At 66.0% G+C, this 15,992-nt stretch carries 12 protein-coding genes; 8 read left to right on the top strand and 4 right to left on the bottom strand.

Translation table 11 applies throughout. The annotated features are described in order from the left end of the window. Positions 1 to 118 precede the first annotated feature (118 nt). On the top strand, positions 119 to 1,432 hold the full coding sequence (locus tag ASE88_RS02885) for an MFS transporter (RefSeq protein ID WP_055875802.1): 1,314 nt from the start codon (positions 119 to 121) through the stop codon (positions 1,430 to 1,432). Here ASE88_RS02885 and ASE88_RS02880 read toward each other — a convergent pair. Beyond that, positions 1,419 to 3,716: a glycoside hydrolase family 3 N-terminal domain-containing protein gene (locus tag ASE88_RS02880; RefSeq protein WP_055875799.1), complete on the bottom strand. Its 2,298-nt coding sequence runs from the start codon at positions 3,714 to 3,716 to the stop codon at positions 1,419 to 1,421. The two genes, ASE88_RS02885 and ASE88_RS02880, sit on opposite strands and share 14 nt — an antisense overlap. 168 nt (positions 3,717 to 3,884) lie before the next feature. Here ASE88_RS02880 and ASE88_RS02875 point away from each other — a divergent pair, with 168 nt between their 5' ends. The 3 genes from ASE88_RS02875 (at position 3,885) to ASE88_RS02865 (ending at position 9,529) form a co-directional block, all read left to right on the top strand. Then, the gene (locus tag ASE88_RS02875; RefSeq protein WP_082463251.1) at positions 3,885 to 4,964 is read left to right on the top strand and encodes a LacI family DNA-binding transcriptional regulator; all 1,080 of its coding nucleotides are present in this window, start codon (positions 3,885 to 3,887) and stop codon (positions 4,962 to 4,964) included. Next, positions 4,961 to 8,017 carry a TonB-dependent receptor domain-containing protein gene (locus ASE88_RS02870; RefSeq protein ID WP_235527765.1) on the top strand — a complete coding sequence of 1,019 codons (3,057 nt, stop codon included), beginning with the start codon at positions 4,961 to 4,963 and terminating at the stop codon, positions 8,015 to 8,017. Before ASE88_RS02875 ends, ASE88_RS02870 begins: the two co-directional genes overlap by 4 nt. Positions 8,018 to 8,083: 66 nt before the next feature. Further along, positions 8,084 to 9,529, top strand: coding sequence for a glucoamylase family protein (locus ASE88_RS02865; RefSeq protein WP_056475237.1), 1,446 nt, complete (start codon positions 8,084 to 8,086; stop codon positions 9,527 to 9,529). 206 nt (positions 9,530 to 9,735) lie between these two features. Here ASE88_RS02865 and ASE88_RS02860 read toward each other — a convergent pair whose 3' ends face one another. After that, the gene (locus tag ASE88_RS02860; RefSeq protein WP_055875793.1) at positions 9,736 to 11,118 is read right to left on the bottom strand and encodes a helix-turn-helix domain-containing protein; all 1,383 of its coding nucleotides are present in this window, start codon (positions 11,116 to 11,118) and stop codon (positions 9,736 to 9,738) included. A 198-nt stretch (positions 11,119 to 11,316) separates the two neighbouring features. Between ASE88_RS02860 and ASE88_RS19170 the strand changes: the two genes are divergently transcribed. The 3 genes from ASE88_RS19170 to ASE88_RS02850 all read left to right on the top strand — a co-directional run bounded on the left by ASE88_RS19170 (position 11,317) and on the right by ASE88_RS02850 (position 13,427). Continuing rightward, a complete protein-coding gene (locus ASE88_RS19170; RefSeq protein ID WP_200910134.1) occupies positions 11,317 to 11,481 on the top strand; it encodes a hypothetical protein in 165 nt (54 codons plus the stop codon). Between the two features lie 165 nt (positions 11,482 to 11,646). Then, positions 11,647 to 12,633, top strand: coding sequence for a cation diffusion facilitator family transporter (locus ASE88_RS02855; RefSeq protein ID WP_056475235.1), 987 nt, complete (start codon positions 11,647 to 11,649; stop codon positions 12,631 to 12,633). A 56-nt stretch (positions 12,634 to 12,689) separates the two neighbouring features. After that, the gene (locus ASE88_RS02850; RefSeq protein WP_200910133.1) at positions 12,690 to 13,427 is read left to right on the top strand and encodes a hypothetical protein; all 738 of its coding nucleotides are present in this window, start codon (positions 12,690 to 12,692) and stop codon (positions 13,425 to 13,427) included. A 29-nt stretch (positions 13,428 to 13,456) separates the two neighbouring features. On the opposite strand, the gene ASE88_RS02845 is transcribed toward ASE88_RS02850, so the two are convergent. Both ASE88_RS02845 and ASE88_RS02840 read right to left on the bottom strand, forming a co-directional pair. Next, positions 13,457 to 14,032, bottom strand: coding sequence for a DUF4893 domain-containing protein (locus ASE88_RS02845; RefSeq protein ID WP_235527757.1), 576 nt, complete (start codon positions 14,030 to 14,032; stop codon positions 13,457 to 13,459). Positions 14,033 to 14,184: 152 nt separating this feature from the next. Beyond that, a complete protein-coding gene (locus ASE88_RS02840; protein ID WP_055875784.1) occupies positions 14,185 to 14,970 on the bottom strand; it encodes a 3-hydroxybutyrate dehydrogenase in 786 nt (261 codons plus the stop codon). Positions 14,971 to 15,072: 102 nt separating this feature from the next. Here ASE88_RS02840 and ASE88_RS02835 point away from each other — a divergent pair, with 102 nt between their 5' ends. Further along, entirely contained in the window at positions 15,073 to 15,987 is a 915-nt protein-coding gene (locus tag ASE88_RS02835; protein WP_056475229.1) for a neutral zinc metallopeptidase, read from the top strand. Positions 15,988 to 15,992: the final 5 nt, after the last annotated feature.

Genomic DNA, 15,992 nt, shown 5'->3' with positions numbered 1-15,992 from the left:
GCGCTGCGTTTCCCTTAGTCACGCCCCGCCACGTGACGTCACGTTTCGCCTCGGCAAGAGGAAACGCGGTGCGATCGCGGATTGATTAGCGCGGCGCGTTGGCCAAGGAACGGCGGATATGCCGCGCGACGAAACCCCTGCCCCTGTCCCTGCCGTCCCTGCCGCACGAGCCACACTCGTCCTGTTCGGCGCGGGGGACTTCGCCTTCAACCTGTATTGGCAGGCGATCAGCCTGTACCTGTTATTCTATTATATCGACGCGCTGGCGTTGCCGCCGGCAACCGCGGGGCTGGTATTCCTGATCGGCGCGACCTGGGATGGCGCGGCGGATTTCCTCGCCGGCGCGGCGGCGGAGCGGATGCGATTATCGTATCGGCGTCTGGTCGGCTTGGGGGCGTTGCCGCTCGGCCTGACGTTCATCGCGATGTTCGCGGTCCCCGCCGGCGCGGCGACCTGGGCGCTGGCGACGCAGATCGCCTTTCGCACCGTCTATGCCTTCACCAACATCCCCTACGCCGCCTGGACCACGCGGGTGGCGCAGACCGGTCGCGAACGATCGCTCGTTGCGGGACTGCGGATGGGGTTCGGGTCGGCGGCAAGCATATTCGTCGCGCTGGCGCTACCCTGGCTCGTACAGCGGACCGGCAGCTATGATTTCGCCGCGGCGATGCTGGCGGTCGTCGGCGTGCCCTTGCTGGCGATCATGGCATGGCGGGTGCCCGAGCCGTTGCCGCGTGCCGATAGCGCGCGCCGCCCGACGATCCGGTCCGGGCTGGCGGCGCTCGCCCGCAACCGCGCGTTCGTTGCGCTCAATCTCGCAGCCGCGGCGGGCGGTGCGGCCACCGCGCTGACCAGCCAGTCGGTGCTGTACGTCTTTCGCTACGTGCTGGACGACGCCGCTGGCGGTCCGCGCGCGCTGGCGGGCATGGCGGTAAGCAGCCTGATCGCAGTCCCGATCTGGACCGCGCGCGCGCGCGCGAAGGGTCCGCGCGCTGTCTGGTTCAGTGCCGGGATCCTCGCACTGCTGTTGCCCGCGGGTTTCACGATGGTCGCGCATCCCGGTGGCTTCGCGACCGCGGCGTTCCTGCTGGCGATGCAGATGGCCTTCACGGGTTTCGCGCTCGCCGCCTGGACGCTGCTTCCCGATGCGGTCGACTGGGGCGAGGCGCATAGCGGCAAGCGGGTCGAGGCGCTGGCGTTTGGCACCTATGCACTGGTGCAGAAGATCGCGCTCGCGGTGACGGGGTTTGCGATCGGCGCTGTCTATCAGGCGAACGGCTTCGTCGCGGGTACGGTCCAGACCGCGGACAGCCTGTACGCAATCCGCTGGCTGATGCTGGCAGGGCCGGCGGTGCTGATCGCGGCGATGCTGGCGGCGGTGATCGCCATCCCGCGTCGCCGCGATCCGCAAGGCGCCATCAGACCAGCGTGAACGTGCCGGATACGCCCTCGGCTTGCGCAGACGGTGCGATCCAGACCTGGAACCGACCCGGCTCGACGGTCGGCTTGAGATCCCGGCCAATGAACAGCAGGTCGGCCTTGCGCAGTGTGAACGCTACGACCTGTCGTTCGCCGGGCTTGAGCACGACCTTGCGGAACGCCTTCAGTTCGCGGACTGGGCGCGTGACGCTGGCAGCGATATCGCGGATATATAGCTGGACCGTCTCCTCTGCCGCCCGCGGGCCGGTGTTGGCGATGGTCGCGCGAACGACCAGCACGCCCTTGTCGCCGTCGATCCGCGCGGTGCCCAGATCGAGCGCGCTATAGACGATGATGCCATAGGTCAGGCCGTGGCCGAACGGGAACAACGCCGCGTTGACGACCGACCGATAGTGCGTCTTGTATTCCAGCGCCGGTCCCGGTGGGTTCGGGCGCCCCGTACTCTTGTGATCATAGTGATACGGCTCCTGCCCGGTCGCGTGCGGAAACGACACGGGGAGCCGCGCAGACGGTGAGATCCGGCCGAACAGGATGTCGGCGATCGCGGACCCGTCCTGCGATCCGAGAAACCAAGTGACGAGGATCGCCGGCGCATCGAGCACCGGCCCGCTCAACGCCAGCGCGCGGCCGGTGCGCAGCAGGATGACGATCGGTTTGCCGGTCGCCGCAACTGCCGCGACCAGCGCCATCTGCGCGGCGGGGACGACGATGTCGGCCCGTGACTGTGCCTCGCCCGACATCCCCTCGCTTTCGCCGATCGCGAGAACGGCGATATCCGCCGCGTTTGCGGCGGCCACCGCGGCGTCGATTCCGCCAGCGAGCGGCGCGTCGATCGCAGACCCGACCGTGACGCTCAGCATCGACGGATCGGCGACCGCCGCACGCACGCCGGTCGCGAGATCGACGGCCTCGGCATTGCTGCCATAGACGTTCCACGGCCCGATGAGATCGTGCGGCCCGGTCGTGAACGGACCGATCAGCGCGATCCGTTTTCCCGCGCGCGGCAGCGGCAGCAGGTCGCCGTCGTTCTTGAGCAGGACGATCGATTTGGCCCCCGCCTCGCGCGCCAAGGCCAACGTCTCAGGCGTGCGGATGCGTGTCTTCTCGCGGCGCGGGTCGATCCGCCGGAACGGGTCGTCGAACAGTCCGAGTGTCACCTTCAGCGCCAACACGCGCCGCACCGCTTGATCAAGCCGTGCCATCGGCACCTCACCCGCCGCGATCAGGTCGGGGAGATGTTTTAGGTAGAAGCCGCTCTGCATGCTCATGTCGACGCCGGCCATGAAGGCGAGCTTGGTCGCCTCGCGCGCATCGGCGGCGAACCCATGCGCGATCAATTCCTCGTCCGCGGTGTAATCGGAGACGACCAGCCCCTCGAACCCCCATTCGCGCCGCAGCACGCCGGTCAGCAGCCAGTCGTTGGCGGTCGCCGGGACACCGGAGATTTCGTTGAATCCAGCCATGACCGTCGGTGCGCCAGCGCCGAATGCCGCCTCGAACGGCGGGAAGTAGATCTCGCGCAGCGTACGCTCCGATACGTCCACGGTACTGTAGTCGAGCCCCGCCTCTGCCGCGCCATATGCCGCGAAATGCTTGGCGCAGGCGGCGACCGCGTCCGATGCCGATAGACCATGCTCCCCCTGGAACCCGCGCACGCGCGCTGCTGCGATCAGCCGGCCGAGCAGGACATCCTCGCCGGCGCCCTCGACGCCACGCCCCCAGCGCGCATCGCGGGCGATGTCGACCATCGGCGCGAAGGTCCAGTCGATCCCCGACGCGGCGGCCTCGGCGCCCGCCGCGCGCGCGGTGCGGCGGGTCAATTCCGGATCGAAGCTCGCCGCTTCGGCCAGCGGCACGGGGAATACCGTGCGCATGCCGTGGATGACGTCGGCGGCAAACAGCAGCGGGATCTTCAAGCGGGACTCGCGCATTGCGGTGGTCTGCATGCGCTTGGCCATGACCGCGCCATTTCCGTTGAACACGCCGCCGATCCGACCTGCGCGCACATCGGCCAATTGTCCGTCGAAACTCGTCGCGCCACCGGCCGGATTGAGCGTCGTCGCTGCACCGCCAGCCCAGGCGGCTGCCATCAGGCTCAGCTGACCTGCCTTTTCAGCGACGGTCATGTGCGCGATGATCGCCTCGACCGATGCCGGGAGCACTGCACCGCCCCCTACTGCCTGCTGCAACAACGCGCGCGCGGGACTCGCTGCCCAAGCGGTCATCGCACCGACGCCCATCAGCATCGCGCGTCGTGAAATCGTCGTTGTCGCCATTCGCCAGTCCCTCTCGTCCGTGCCTGCTGCGATCGCGCCGGTACGCACCGGCACGGCGATCGTCGCAAGGTTCTTGATCCCCGCTTCTGGATCATGTAACCGGTTACATCAAGAGCAAGATACCGGTCGCAACGCGCAGATCGGTGCCAGAGGGGATCCTGACGCTTCATGCCGCACGCCACTGTTCGTGATATCGCCCGCGAAGCTGCGGTGTCGGTGGCGACGGTGTCGCGTGCGCTGAACGGGCACAGCAACGTGCGCCCCGAAGTGCGCGCGCGCATCGAAAGCGTCGCCGCGCGGCTCGGCTATGTTCCCCATGCTGCGGCGCGCCATTTGAGCTCGGCAAAGTCGGGGATGATCGGTGTTGTGGTGCCCGACCTGCACGGCGAGTTCTTCTCCGAGCTGCTGCGCGGGATGGACCGCGAGGCGTCCGAGCGCGGCCTGTATTGCATGATGATGGTGATGCACGGCGATGCCCGACGCGGCGTCGCGGCGCTGCACGCGATGCGCGGCCGCGTCGACGGGCTGGTGGTGATGGCGCCACAGGTGTCGGCGGACGAGCTGCTGGCGCACCTGCCCGTCGGCATGCCCGCCATCCTGGTGAATTGCGCGCCGGGACGATCGGCGCGCGCCGAACTCCGCATCGACAATGTCGCGGGCGCGTCGGCACTGGTCGAGCATTTGATCGCAACCGGACGCCGACGGCTCGTCCATATCTCGGGGCCCGTGGGTAACATCGATGCCGACGAACGACTGCGCGGCGCGCAAGCGGCGTGTGCGCGTGCCGGGCTGTCGCTCCGTGTGATGGCAGGCGACTTCAGGGAGCCGTCGGGCGCCGCCGCCGCCACGACGCTGATCGAGGACGGAGCGGATTTCGACGCGATCTTCGCGGCCAACGACATGATGGCGATCGGCGCGATGATAACGCTCAAGCGCGCCGGCATCGTCATACCCGACCAGATCGCGATCTGCGGTTTCGACGACATCCCGCTGACCAGGCTGATTTCGCCCTCGCTGACGTCGGCGAGCATCGACATCGCCAGTTTTGGCGCCAGTGCCGTCGCACGGCTCGTGAAGGCGATCGCGGGCGACGATCATAATGGCGTCGAGCAGCGCAAACCGGTCGTGATCGTGCGCGAGTCCACCGGCCCGGCACGCCACGCTTCGCAAGGCCTCCACTCAGGCCACGATCCTTTCAACGTCCACAACAACAAACCCGAACAATCGGGACAAGGGGAACTTTCATGACCAAGATGATGTTGCGCGCGGCGGTCGTCTCGATGACGGCGCTGTCGAGCGGGCTGCTGTTCGCGCCGACGCCGGCGGTGGCGCAGGTCGGCCAGGCGTCGCTGCGCGGCACGATCACCGCACCCGGCGACAATCCGGTCGTCGAGGTTACCGCCGTCGAAATCTCGACCGGCTTGCGCCGTACCGTCCCGGCCGATGCCGGCGGCGCGTACAACTTCGCCTCGCTACGTGCGGGTACGTATCGCCTCGAAATCAAACAGCGCAACGGCACGCGCAACTCGGATGCGTTCACGCTGCGGGTCGGTCAGGTCGCCGGGCTCGACCTCGACCTGTCGGCGGCAACTGCACCCACGGCGACCACCGGGGCCGAACCCGCGGGCACGCCCGATGCCGATGCCCCCGCCACGGGCGCGGCCTCCGGCGGCGACGAAATCGTCGTGACCGGCAACCGCATCCGCTCGCTCGCCGGCGGTCAGGTCGGCAGCGTCATCTCGTCGCGGCTGATCGAACAGCTACCGCAGAACAACCGCAACTTCCTCGCCTTTGCCGATCTGGCACCGGGCGTGCGCTTCATCGAGGACGCAAGCGGCGCATCGCGCATCCAGGGCGGCGGGCAGGACAGCCGCACCGTCAACGTCTTCATCGATGGCGTCAGCCAGAAGGACTACGTCCTCAAGAACGGCATCACCGGCCAGGATTCCTCGCCCGGCAACCCGTTCCCTCAGCTCGGCATCGGCGAGTATCAGGTGCTGTCGTCGAACTACAAGGCTGAGTTCGATCAGGTCAGCTCGGTCGCGATCACCGCGGTGACCAAGTCGGGGACGAACCAGTTCCACGGCGAGGGCTTCTACGACTTCACCAACCAGAATCTGCGCGACCGTCGCCCGAGCGAGATCTTCCCGACGACGATTTCCAAGGTCGAGACCAGCAACAAGCAGTTCGGCGCGGCGCTGGGCGGGCCGATCATCAAGGACAAGGCGCATTTCTTCGCCACCTACGAAGGCAAGCGCATCTCCAGCCCGTATGACGTGCGGCCAGAGAACGGCTATCCGATCTCGTCCATCCCGCAGCAATACCAGGATAATTTCGGCACGTTCGCGCAGCGGTTCAAGGAAGACCTGTATTTCGGCAAGATCGATATCGTGCCGACCGACAATGATTTGATCGAACTGTCGGGCAAGTATCGCAACGAATCCGGGCTGCAGAACGCGACCGGTATCAACGCCGCCAGCACCTCGACCTTGAACAAGGTCGTCGACAAGCGCGGCCTGCTCCGTTGGCAGCATACCGGCGACAAGTGGATCAACGATGCGCGCGTGTCGTACGAGGACGTGGTCTTCTCGCCAAGGCCTTCGACCGACGGCATCACGCAGTTCTACCAGGCGACGCAACGCATCGGCACGGGCACGCAGCGCACCGACCTGCTGCGCGCCGGCGCTGGCGGCAACTTCCAGACCAAGGGCCAGAAGGGCTGGACCGTCCAGGACGATTTCACCTTCACCGGCCTGCAGGGACACACGTTCAAGGTCGGTGCCAAGGCCAAATGGGTTAAGCTCAACACGCTCGAGCAGAACCTGACCAACCCGCAATACACCTACGACGTCAACGCGATCCCCGGCGTCGCGTTCAACGACGCCCTCCCCTATAAACTCGAGTTCGGTGCGCCGGGTGCGTCGGGCAGTGCGAGCGTCCGATCGAACAATTTCCAGATCGGGTTCTACGCACAGGACGATTGGGACGTCACCAGCCACCTGACGCTCAATCTCGGCCTGCGCTGGGATTATGAGCGGACGCCGGCCTATCTGGACTATGCTACGTCGCCAGAGATCGTCGCGGCGGTGTCGCCCGCCAACTATACGAACCTCAAAGGCGCCGATTACGACATCAACGACTATATCTCGACCGGCAATAACCGGAAGGCGTTCAAAAGCGCGTGGCAGCCGCGGCTGGGCTTCACCTATCGCTTCGACGAGGCGGGCCGCTTCTCGATGTTCGGGGGCTATGGCCGGTCGTATGACCGCAACCAGTTCGACTTCCTCCAGCAGGAGGTCAGCCAGGGCGCGTACCAGGTCCGCACGTTCAACTTCATCGGCAACGACTCGCTCAACCCGTGCGTGCCGAGCCAGACCTGCATCGCCTGGAACCCGGTCTATCTGACCGACGCCGGGCGCCAGCAACTGACGAGCTCGGCCGCAGGCGGCGGGCGTGCCATCGTCATGATGAACAACGACCTGAAGCTGCCCTATGCGGACCAGTTCAGCCTCGGGCTACGCGGGCGCTTCTCGCCGGTCGAACTGGAGGTCGGTTTCACGCATATCGCAAGCAACGACGGGTTCGCGTTCCTGCTCGGCAATCGCCGCCCGGACGGCAGCTTCTTCTTCAACGATCCGGCGAGCGTGTCGGACGTCCCGCAATCCCCGTTCACCTACTCGCCGAACGGCTACGGCTCCATCATCCTCGGCACGAATGGCCTGAAGACCAATTCCGATGCGGTCTATTTCAAGCTGACCAAGACCTATTCGGCGGCCTCGCCTTGGAGCATCGACGCGACCTACACCTACACGCAGGCGGACGAGAACCGCCAGTTCGGCGAAACCTATGCGCTCGATTTTGCGCAGATCTCGGATTATCCGACGTTGCGGTCGTCGGGCGTGCCGCGTCACCGGTTCGTGATCGCAGGCAGCGTCGATACGCCGATCGGGGTAACGATATCGAGCAAGTTCCAGATCGAATCGCCAAGCTATCTGAAGTCGTTCATCGACAATTCGGATCCGTTCTCGCGGACGCTGGTCGGCCGGCAGGCGGATAGCCTCGGCGACCTCTGGGGTCGGCGACAGCTGGACTTCGCGTTCACCAAATACGTCCCGCTCGGCTTCATCACCGATCAGACGCGGGTCCGCATGCGGCTCGACATCCTGAACGTCATGAACGACCGCAATTACACCGACTACAACAACAGCCCGATCGATCCGAATTACGGTCAGCGATCGACCTACAGCACGGGTGGCAACGCGCCGCGCACGATCAAGCTGTCGGCGGGCTTCTCGTTCTAGCATAATGGCGGGCCGCAGCCCGGCTGCGTCCCGCGTCCTCTCGCGTATCAGTAACCAAAGGACGTCATGATCGATCGTAGGCAGGTGCTGGGCCACACGACGCTGGGCCTGGCGGGACTCATGGCCGGCTGTGCCGTGCCTTCGCGCATCCGGCTCGGCGGCCCGACCGGCAGTACCGGGAGCAGCAGCGGCACCGCGTTGCCTACCGCGCTGCTCGCCGACCTTCACCAGCGTAGTTTCCGGTTCTTCTGGGAAACGACGGACCCGGCGACCGGATTGGCGCCGGATCGCTGGCCGACGCCGTCGTTCGCATCGATCGCCGCGGTCGGGTTCGCGCTCACCGCCTATCCGATCGGCGTGGTCAATGGCTGGATCACCCGCGACGAGGCGCGCACGCGGACGCTTGCCACGCTCGAATTCTTCGCCGCCGCGCCGCAAGGCGACAGCAAGAGCGACGATAGCGGCTATAAGGGGCTGTTCTATCATTTCCTCGGCACGACCAAGGGCCACCGGTTCGCGCGCGCGGAACTGTCGACGATCGACACCGCGCTGCTGATTGGCGGCGTGCTGTTCGCACAGAGCTGGTTCGATGCGGATCACCCGGGCGAGCTTCGGATTCGCACGCTGGCGGACCAGCTCTATGCCGCGATCGACTGGAACTGGATCATGCCGCGGCCGCCATTCCTGTCGATGGGGTGGCACCCGGAAAGCGGGTTCATCCCGCACGACTGGAACATCTATAACGAGGCGCTGCTCTTGTACGTGCTGGCGCTGGGATCGCCGACACATGCGTTGCCGGCAGAAACCTGGGACGCGTGGACCGATCGCTTCGACACGCAGTGGACCGACCGATGGGGCGAGCCGCACGTCCATTTCTCGCCGCTGTTCGTGCATCAATACAGCCATTGCTGGATCGACTTCCGCGGCATCCGCGATCGCTACATGGCGAAGAAGGGCATCGATTATTTCGAGAACAGCCGCCGCGCCGTGCGTGCGCAACGGGCCTATGCGATCGCCAATCCGGGCGGGTGGACGGGCTATGGTCCCGACGTCTGGGGCCTGACCGCGTGCGACGGCCCGGGTGACTTCACCGCCGACATCGGCGGCCGCAAGCGCGAGTTCTTCAGCTATTCCGCACGCGGGCCGGACGACCGCGACGACGGCACGCTGGCGCCGACCGCCGCGGCCGCGTCGATCGCGTTCGAGCCCGAACTGGCACGCCGCGCAATCGAGACGATGCATGGCCGCTACGGCGCGCAGATTTACGGCAAATACGGCTTTCTCGATTCGTTCAACCCGACGTTGATCACGCCATCCGCACCGTTGAAGCATGGCAGCATCGATCCGAAGATGGGCTGGGTCGACGGCGATTATCTTGGCATCGACCAGGGGGCGATCGTCGTGATGATGGAAAACTGGCGGACCGGGCTGGTCTGGTCGACGATGCAGCGCAACCCGCATATCCGTCGCGGGCTGCAACGCGCGGGCTTCACGGGCGGTTGGCTGGCCTGATCGTCCGGAACAGACGCTCGATCCGACCCTAAACATGCTGAGCAAAAGGACGGATCGAGCATCCTCTTGACCCCCCATCGAGATCGGGGGCGAGGCGGCGGGCCAGCGAGGGAACGCACAGGCTCACCGCGTACAAAGGTACGTATCAATCGCCCCTTAAGCTTCGCCTTGACCTATGTTTATTTTTTTGAGGCCCATCCCCGGCTTCAGTCACCCGCGAAGGTCAATGCGGACGTCCGCCGCTCACGGTCGTTGATCAGCAGCGCGCGTCCGGCGGGCGCGATCGACCGCTGCGGGCAATCGCTGCGGAAGCAGGCCCGGCAGCCCAGACCGATCGGCATCGCCCTGCCCGCGAGATCAAGGCCACTCGCGGCAGCCAGCACACCCGCCTGCGATGCCGCGACGCCGAGCCCGATCGCAAACTCGGCATGGACCTCGCCGAAGCGGCTCCCCTGCGGCGTCACCGTCCGCGCCATCGTCAGCCAGCGCGCGCCGTCTTCGAGTTCGACAAGCTGGACCATCAGACTGCCCGGTCGGTCGAACGCGTGGTGCAGGCGCCACAGCGGACAGCGCCCGTCCGCTTCGACCAGCGTCGCGCTGCTCGCGCCGGGATAGCGTTTCGATGCCTGCCCCGCGCGGTCGATCCGGATCATGAAGAAGGACAGCCCGCGCGCGCCGACCCGTTGCAACGTCGTCAGCCGGTGCGCGACCTGCTCGAACCCCGCGCCGAACCGGCGTTGCAGCAGTTCGATGTCGTAGCCCGTGGTTTCGCACCCGCGCAGGAACCGTGCATAAGGCATCATCAGCGCGGCGGCAAAATAGCCGAGCAGATGGCGGCGATAGAGCCGTTCCGCCGCGCGATCGGTAAAGCCGGCCCCGACCGCCAGCGCGTCAATCTCGGCCTTCGCCTCGATCTGCCCGAGCTGGAACGCGACCGCGAACGTCCGCGAGGCGGGGTCGAGCATCTCGCTCAATTGAAGCTGGCGGGCATGAAGATCGAGCCGGCGGAGCGTGTCGGGCAACACATCGGCGGGCAGGACGCGGATCGTCAGGCCATGCTTCGCGCGCAGCCGCTCGGCAATCGCGCCGTAGAGATCGCCCGCGCCCAGCCGCAGTTCGTCCGCCAGCGCCTCCGCCGCCGCGTCGAGATCGGCAAAGTGGTTCCGCCAGCGTTCGATCTCGCGGCGGACAAGCGTGACCGGATCGTCGCCCGCCTCGACCGCGGCACCGCCGCCGATCCGGTCGAACACCCGCGCAAACGCGGCCGCGCCGCCGGGCGCGCTGGCAAGCCATTCCTCGACTTCGTTGCGGTCGATCTCGAGATCGGCGAACATCGGATCCGCCAGCCGCCGCCGGATCGCATCCGCACCGCCGCCCGGCTCGGCCGCGGTCAGCGCGCGCGGGTCGAAGTCGAAGCTCTCCGCTAACTTGATCAGCAACGTTGCCGAGATCGGCCGCTGGTTGCGCTCGACGAGGTTGAGGTAGCTCGGGCTGATCGCGAGCATGTCGGCCATCGCCGCCTGCGTCAGCCCTGCGCCGCGCCGCAAACGACGGATCGCGTGTCCCGCCAGCAATTTACGTTCCGCCATCGCAAACCCTCCTGTCACGATGTTTACAGATCGACACGTCAGGTGCAAGCGCCACGGACATCGCGACGCTGGAGCATGACGGTAGTGCGTTCCAACCCAACGAAAATGTCCGCTATGAACTGTGCATCGCCTTTCTCGATACAGCCACTCTGTAAAGAGAGAGACAAGATCATCGATCACCATCGAAGGAGGCAAGCCATGCAGACGACCACCGAACAACCTCGCGCCCGCGCCGTCTTTTCGACCAACGATTTCGCGCTGATGAAGGAGGTGCTTGGCGAGATGATCAGCCGCACCTCGATCGACGACGCGCGGCTGACGCGGATGAGTGCGCTGTACCACCGCCTCGGCCGACTCGGCTGACGCTGCCAGTTTCCTGGGGAGGAAAGGCGCCCGCCGGTGGTTCGTCCACCGGCGGACATCCCTGTTCTACGGACCCGTGCTCGTCGGCAAGGGGCGCAGGCACTTTAGCCAACCTGTTGCGAAGCCACCCCTTTCCAACCGCCCTCCCTCGTGTAGGACGGCGGCATGGCCAAGACACTGACCGCTCGCATCAAGGACGACATCGTCCTCTACGGTGCCCTCGCCGCCAATCTTGGGATCGGCGTGGCTAAATTCGTTGCCGCCGGGATGACCGGTTCGTCGTCGATGCTGACCGAAGGCGTCCATTCGGTGGTCGACAGCGGCAATCAGGTCCTGCTGCTCTACGGGCAGAAAAAGGCCAAGCGCCCCGCCGATGACGCGCATCCGTTCGGCTATGGTCGCGAACTCTATTTCTGGGCATTCGTCGTCGCGATCCTGATCTTCGCGATCGGCGCGGGCGTGTCGATCTTCGAGGGCTGGCGCCATATCCGCGAACCCGAGCCGATGACCAGCCCGACCGTTGCCTATGTCGTGCTGGCGATCTCGTTCGCGCTCGAGGGCAGCAGTTGGACGATCGCGATGCGGGAATTCGCCAAGGCCAAGGGTGATCTTGGCTGGTGGGACGCGATTCATCGGTCGAAGGACCCGGCCGGGTTCATCGTATTGTTCGAGGATTCGGCCGCGCTGGCCGGACTCGTGATCGCCGGAATCGGCATCTGGGCCAGCCATGCGTTCAACCAGCCCTGGATCGATGGCGCCGCCTCGATCGCGATCGGTGTGATCCTCGCGATGGTCGCGGTCCTGCTCGCTCGTGAGTCGAAGGGCCTGTTGATCGGCGAGCGCGCCGACCCGGCGGTGATCGCGACGATCCGCACAATCGTCGCCGCGCATCCCGCGATCGTCTCGGTGAACCATGTCCGCACGATCCATACCGCCCCAGAAAGCATCTTTGCAGCGATCAGCGCGGACTTCGACGATTCGGTGACGATGGGCGACGGCGAGACCATAATCGAGGCGATGGAAACCGAATTGCGCGCCGCGGTCCCGACCCTGTCGTCGATCTACATCAGGCCCGAGAAGCGCGAGAACGCCGTCCTCGCCCCGGCGCACTCGGCGCGCGCTGCGGATGGAGAGAATACCGCGCCGAACTGATCAAAATCAGCACCAAGACACTGGCAACGCTCGACATTTATTAATAATGGCGGGTCATGAACTCGCTGCTGCGCTTTGTCGCCCTGCTCGCCCTGTGTCTCGGATGTGTCCAACCTGCCCAGGCAGCGGTCACCATTACCTTCTGGAGCCATGAGCTTGGCAACAGCTTTCCGCATGCGTTTTTCACGTTGCGCGGCCTCGCCGACGCCGGTGGCGCGCCCGTCGATGCGAACTTCGGCTTTACCGCCAAGTCGCTGACGCCTGCGCTGTTGTTCAAGCCGGTCGCCGGCAAGCTCGATATTGCCACGCCCTTCTACATCAAGGGCAGCGATGCGCAGTTCTCGGTGGTCATGACCGATGCGCAATATACCGCGATACTTGGGTTGGTCGACGCATGGAGCGAGGGCAAGCCCGACAGCGTCTATCGCGTCGCCGACCATAATTGCGTCACCTTCGTCAAGGAGGCGGCACGACTGGTGGGGCTGTCGGCACTCGATCAACCCGGGCTGATGAAGAAACCGCGTTCATATCTGAAGGCAGTGGAGGCGGGGAACGCGGGGCGGGTCATTCCGGTCGGGTTGCACGGTAACGCGTATCTGGCGAGCCTTGGCCCGATCACGTCGACTCCGTTGCCCGTGACGTCGCCCGTGACGGCGCCCGCCGTGCCGGGGGCTGCCGCATCTGGGCCCGCCGCACTGGGTACCGCCACGCCGGGATCCGCCGCGGCTGCGCCCGACGCGTCGGGAATGCCGCGTGTGACCACGCCATCGCCCTTGGTCGCTGCGCCGCGCTAGAGCGGCGCGCATGGTCGCCGGGGCGCGCTTTACGTCGCTGGCACTAGCTCGACCACATCGAGCAACGATTCAAATCGCGGATAGGGCAACACGACGCGCCACCGTTGCGCGCCGATCCGTTCGATCAGCCCCGCCATGTCGCGGTTCGCGTCATGCCCATACCGCATTGCGCGCGTCTCATCGCCGAGTTCCATCGTCCCGAGAAAGATGGCACGCGACGTGGTGTCGGCGAAGATCGTCCCCACCGGCCGCTGCGATCCGTCGAGCTTGACGAGGCTTACTACCGCCTCGCCGCCGGCGGTACCGATCCGGCATGCGAACCATCCCGATGCCGTGAAGGTCGGCCCGATACCGGCCCGCGCGCCCAACTTATAGGTGCGACACCGATACGGCCCCGCCGGCGGCAGCGGATTGACCATCGAACGATCGGGATTGAACAGCGCGGGGTCCTGCACGATCTCCAGCGGATTGACCTGCGCGAGTGCCGCGATCCATGCGCCGCGCCATCCGCGTATCCGCCCACGATCCGCAGAGGTCGCGACGCTGCGCCAATCGACATCGACGTCCGCGCGATCGCGCACGGGTGCCGCCGCCGCGGCCCGCATCCCACTTACGCCTCCCCCAACGGCCAATATGATCATCCATAGCGCCGTGCCGAACGGGGTCCGTATCGTCGACTGTCGCAGTGTTGGGGCTGTTGCCAGGCGGGTATCGCGTCGAGTGCTGGTGGGTTTGGCGATGGGGGCGCGGGCTTGGGTCACGCTGCGGTCCAGCCGCCGTCCATCGATAGGTTGGCGCCGGTGATCGCCTTGGCCTCGTCGCGACACAGAAACAGTGCGAATGCGGCAACCTGTTCAGGGGTGACGAATTCCTTGGTTGGTTGCGCCGCGAGCAGGACGTCGTTCATGACCTGATCGCGCGTCAGGCCGCGTGCCGCCATCGTGTCGGGAATTTGATTCTCGACCAGTGGCGTCCAGACATAGCCGGGCGAGATGCAGTTGACGGTGATGCCGTCTGTCGCGGTTTCCAGCGCGATGGTCTTGGTCAGCCCGGCGATCGCGTGCTTTGCCATGACGTAGGCGGACTTGTTCGGGCTCGCGACCAGCGAATGCGCGGACGCGGTAGAGATGATCCGCCCCCATCCGCTCTGGCGCATCAGCGGGACGGCAGCGCGCATCATGTGCCACGCGGACGACAGGTTGATCGCGATGATCGCGTCGAACCGGTCGATCGGGAAGTCGGCGATCCCGGCGACGTGCTGGATGCCCGCGTTGTTGACGACGATGTCGACGCTGCCGGTCTCGGACGCGGCGCGCGCGACCATCGCAGCGATCTCGTCGGGCTTCGTCATGTCGGCCGGATCGTACAGCGCTACCGCACCGCTGGTCCGCGCCAGTGCCGCGCGATCGGCCTCGATCGCCGCGGCGTCGCCGAAGCCGTTGAGCACCACCGCGGCGCCTTCGGCCGCAAACGCCTTGGCATAGGCCAGTCCGATCCCCGATGTGGATCCGGTGATGACCGCGGTCTTGCCTTTCAGGAACATGCGCACTCCCCATCGCTTTGGCGCAGCTGATCGAGCTGCCGTGCAACTCTAGCGCCACCTTGCGCATTTCGTTCCCAAGCAGAAACGAAAAGGGGCATTTTCATGCGGCTCGACGATTACGATCCGAACATTAACGTCGAGGACCAGCGCGGCTCGGGCGGCGGCGGCGGCGGCTTCGGCGGTGGCGGCGGACTGTTGATGGGCCTGTTGCCGATGATCGGCAGCCGCTTTGGGTGCGGCGGCATCGTCGTCGTGTTGATCCTGATGGCGGTCTTCGGTGGCATGGGCGGGCTCGGCGGCCTGCTCGGTGGCGGCCAGTCCTCCGCCCCGACCACGCAGAGCGGGTCGCCGCGCGCGGGCACCGACACGACGTCGAGCTGCAACCTGACGCCCGAGAGCAAGGCCGCGTGCAACGCGTTCAGCTCGGCCGACAACACCTGGGAAGCGATCTTCCAGAAAAACGGCCAGCGTTTCGAAGCGCCCAAGCTCGTCTTCTTCGACGGCAACGGCCAGTCGGGTTGCGGCGCGGCGCAGTCGGCGATGGGGCCGTTCTATTGCCCGACCGACCAGGGCATCTATCTCGACACGAGCTTCTTCAACGAGCTCTCGACACGGTTCAAGGCCAATGGCGACTTCGCGCAGGATTACGTGATCGCGCATGAGTTCGGCCATCACATCCAGAAGCTGCTCGGCACCAACGCGCAAGTCCAGCAGGCGCAGCGTCAGGCCAGCGAGACCGAGGGCAATGCGCTGTCGGTCCGGCTGGAACTACAGGCCGACTGCTATGCAGGCGTTTGGGCGGCGGCGAACCGGTCGCGGCTCGAGGCGGGCGATATCGAGGAGGGCATGACCGCGGCGCAGGCGATCGGCGACGATACGCTGCAGAAGCAATCGCAGGGTCGCGTGGTGCCCGACAGCTTCACGCACGGCTCGTCGGCGCAACGCCAGTCGTGGCTGAAGCGCGGTCTGGACTCTGGCGACCCCGCGCAGTGCGACACGTTCTCGGGCGCGATCTGACTGCA

This window comes from Sphingomonas sp. Leaf38 (assembly GCF_001421825.1).
Taxonomy (GTDB): Bacteria; Pseudomonadota; Alphaproteobacteria; order Sphingomonadales; family Sphingomonadaceae; genus Sphingomonas.
Note: the sequence above shows the minus strand (reverse complement) of the source record. Positions and strands in the feature narration are given on the sequence as shown.

Bases quoted from the DNA above. Each gene is read 5' to 3' on its own strand.
- ASE88_RS02840 (WP_055875784.1), bottom strand. From the start codon at position 14,970: ATGTTCCTGAAAGGCAAGACCGCGGTCATCACCGGATCCACATCGGGG.
- ASE88_RS02885 (WP_055875802.1), top strand. From the start codon at position 119: ATGCCGCGCGACGAAACCCCTGCCCCTGTCCCTGCCGTCCCTGCCGCA.
- ASE88_RS02880 (WP_055875799.1), bottom strand. From the start codon at position 3,716: ATGGCGACAACGACGATTTCACGACGCGCGATGCTGATGGGCGTCGGT.
- ASE88_RS02855 (WP_056475235.1), top strand. From the start codon at position 11,647: ATGGCCAAGACACTGACCGCTCGCATCAAGGACGACATCGTCCTCTAC.
- ASE88_RS02865 (WP_056475237.1), top strand. From the start codon at position 8,084: ATGATCGATCGTAGGCAGGTGCTGGGCCACACGACGCTGGGCCTGGCG.
- ASE88_RS02875 (WP_082463251.1), top strand. From the start codon at position 3,885: ATGCCGCACGCCACTGTTCGTGATATCGCCCGCGAAGCTGCGGTGTCG.
- ASE88_RS02850 (WP_200910133.1), top strand. From the start codon at position 12,690: ATGAACTCGCTGCTGCGCTTTGTCGCCCTGCTCGCCCTGTGTCTCGGA.
- ASE88_RS02860 (WP_055875793.1), bottom strand. From the start codon at position 11,118: ATGGCGGAACGTAAATTGCTGGCGGGACACGCGATCCGTCGTTTGCGG.
- ASE88_RS02845 (WP_235527757.1), bottom strand. From the start codon at position 14,032: ATGCGGGCCGCGGCGGCGGCACCCGTGCGCGATCGCGCGGACGTCGAT.
- ASE88_RS02870 (WP_235527765.1), top strand. From the start codon at position 4,961: ATGACCAAGATGATGTTGCGCGCGGCGGTCGTCTCGATGACGGCGCTG.
- ASE88_RS02835 (WP_056475229.1), top strand. From the start codon at position 15,073: ATGCGGCTCGACGATTACGATCCGAACATTAACGTCGAGGACCAGCGC.
- ASE88_RS19170 (WP_200910134.1), top strand. From the start codon at position 11,317: ATGCAGACGACCACCGAACAACCTCGCGCCCGCGCCGTCTTTTCGACC.